This is a genomic window from uncultured Nostoc sp. (assembly GCF_937863485.1).
Lineage (GTDB): Bacteria > Cyanobacteriota > Cyanobacteriia > Cyanobacteriales > Nostocaceae > Nostoc.
Genome location: NZ_CALMFY010000116.1, coordinates 1 through 2706, shown reverse-complemented (window position 1 = coordinate 2706; position 2706 = coordinate 1). Strand labels below are relative to the sequence as shown.

The following is a 2706-nucleotide window of genomic DNA, read 5'->3' as shown; positions in this document are numbered from 1 at the left end:
AGGTGTCCTCGAAAACTGCTGCACCACCAGCTACGATTTCTTGTTGCTCTTCGGTTACATCGATAAACAAATTGTGAGACATAATTACCAACCTTTAATTTTGAGTAGAATTGATTTTCAGCTATTTAGTTGAGTGCCTTTGTTTGGTGTCTCAACCCTTCGCTTAATCAATACAATAAGTTAAAGCACTGAGGTTGTCATTTCCAGTTTCCGTAAACTTAATTACCAGATTTAGAAAACTATATTTCACAATTACGCCACTACTATTTCCGAAAAATACATAAAGAGCAATTGCCCTGAAACTATAGCAATCCGATTTGATTGTGTGAAAAAATTTAACTATATGTAGGGGAGCCAGCCGCGTGGGCGGGTTTCCCGACTTGAGCGGACTGGCGTTGCGTTAGAACGGAGTCCGTAACGCACCAAAGCCTTCGGACGTTGCCGTACTTTCGTCTAATACAACGCCAGTTGCTACAACAGATAACGCAGCGTAAAGCCTTCTCTTCTCCCTACAGCCCTTCTCCTAACGGGACGCCGGCGAACAGGCATCCTACCGCAGGCGCTAGCCTCTGGCAATTTGCCTTTAACTCAATGTCAGAAGGGGAGACGCTACGCGTAGCTTGCTTCCCCATAGGGGTACAGGAAGCCACAACTCTACAAGACGCTTTGCGTAGCTTGCTTCTCCGTAGGAGTACGTGTCTACGTGTCCTTAAACATTTTTTTACTTGCCAACTTTCTGAGGTAAAATACTACTACACAAATTTCCTAACTAATTGACTAGATAGTTTGCTCCAGAAATAGTTGCATAGCAATGACTCCAATAATTAAACACCAACCAAGACTCGGAATTGAAGTCCTGCGGGGTTGCAATCTTAGCAACCTCACAAATCTAGAGTCGCGTGAATTAAAGGAATCACTTTGGAAACACGGCGTTGTGGTAGTTAGACAGCAACACCTCACCGCAAAGCAGTTGGAAGAATTTGCCAGAAAGACCTTTGGTGACTTAATGTTTGGCTATTCTAAAACCAAAACATTAGATCCTGATATCAGTCCAGACCTCCAAAGCCAATTTGTGAGTATTTTGGGTAATCCCAAGGGGCTTGCTCAACCAGCAGTAGGGAAGGCGGCTTGGGAATGGCATCATCATAAAGATGGCGTCCCCTGCACAGAGGGACTGGATATGAATGCACTATATGTTGTCATGCTTTATGGTGTGGAAGTGCCTGCCGAAGGTGTAAATAGGCAGCCTCACACCACAGAGTTCCTCGACATGATAGAGGCTTATAATAACCTAGATCATCAACATCAGCAGCAGTTAGAGCAGATGTCGATGTATCACTCACCACCAATGTTTTCTAAAAGTACCAATGTAGAGACTGATATACCGAGGAAAGTACATCCCATTGTGTCTACTCACAAAGTCACTGGTAAAAAGGGATTATATCTAGGTTCGGACACTGCGATCGCAGTTGGTATGGAAGATAGACCAGAGCAAGCAAAACGTTTCTGGCAGGATTTGTTTGGGACTGTTCTAGACTGCACACCAGTCTACTCCCATGTTTGGCAGCCAGGAGATATAATTTTTTGGGACAACTCACAAGTAATGCACAGAGGTACACCCTATGAAGCAACGAATTACAAGCGAATTGCGTTGCGTTTAGGTGTAGTGGATCAGACATAATTTTTATCTCACGTAGAGATGCTCCAGACGCAGAGGATAACTCTCTACTGAGGCGTTGTCTCCTGCGTCGGTGTCGGTATCGGTGTAGGAGTGGCGGTTTCTGTAGGAGTTGATGTAGGTATAGGTGTAGGAATTGGCGTGGACGTGGGAGTTGGCGTGGGTGTTTCCGTCGGCGTTGGTGTAGGAGATGGGGGACGGGTTGGATTTTATGATTTAATGCTGAGTTGATAATCTACTGGTTTCGATGCTGTAGAAACCACGACAAACTCGTAAAATCCTTTTTCTGGTAATTTAGTTGATAAACTGCGCTGGGTAGAATCTTCTAAAAATTGGATTTTGCCAGAGGGTGAATAGACTGATAACAAAACTTGGGAATTTGCTTGTAGCTTCAAATCCAGAGATTGCTCTTTAGCAAGTCCAGCAATGAATACTTTACCATCGCCAGGTTGGAGAGTACCGTTGACTGTTTTGCTGATAGCGCCCGGTTCAAAGACAAGTTTCTCAAAAGCGCTACCGCCGAGGATCGCACTGAGTTTATCGCTAACAAAACCGTACCAAATTTGTCCAATCGGCTGAACTCGGAAATTTTTACCACGCTGCTCAGGGAATATATTTAAGAAAGCAGCATCTCCCAAATCATACAAAGAACGACTACCAACGTTGATTTTGTTAACTTCTACTTTCCAGCGATCGCGTTCAGCAGTTGTGTAAGTTCCCAGTTGTCGGCGTGTATTGGCACTTAATGGCACTAGCTTTTCCAGCAATTCTGAGCCTGTTTTATCCCATTCTGCCCGCAAACCCTCATCTTCAGGGCCATCGCTGAGAGTGCGTCCCCGTAAACTGGGATTTCTGTCCCAAAAAACCTCATTAACCAAGTTAATGTAAAACTTCTCATTTATACCCAACTGTTGACGGCGATCGCTTAATCTTTCTTTACGCTGCCGTTCTGCTGGTGAATATTGCGCTAAGGGATCAGTTGGCTGATCGCTGGTTGGAATTGGGCTGGCTGTAGGAGTAGGTTTGAC

Annotated in this window: 1 protein-coding gene and 1 pseudogene; one reads left to right on the top strand and one right to left on the bottom strand. The window is 44.6% G+C overall.

The features are described 5' to 3' along the window. Positions 1-811: 811 nt before the first annotated feature. Positions 812-1681, top strand: coding sequence for a TauD/TfdA family dioxygenase (locus tag Q0541_RS15550; RefSeq protein WP_298911594.1), 870 nt, complete (start codon positions 812-814; stop codon positions 1679-1681). A 44-nt stretch (positions 1682-1725) separates the two neighbouring features. Here the strand turns inward: Q0541_RS15550 and Q0541_RS15545 are convergent. Beyond that, positions 1726-2706: pseudogene (locus Q0541_RS15545) on the bottom strand (serine/threonine protein kinase); the annotation flags it as partial.

Bases quoted from the DNA above. Each gene is read 5' to 3' on its own strand.
- Q0541_RS15550 (WP_298911594.1), top strand. From the start codon at position 812: ATGACTCCAATAATTAAACACCAACCAAGACTCGGAATTGAAGTCCTG.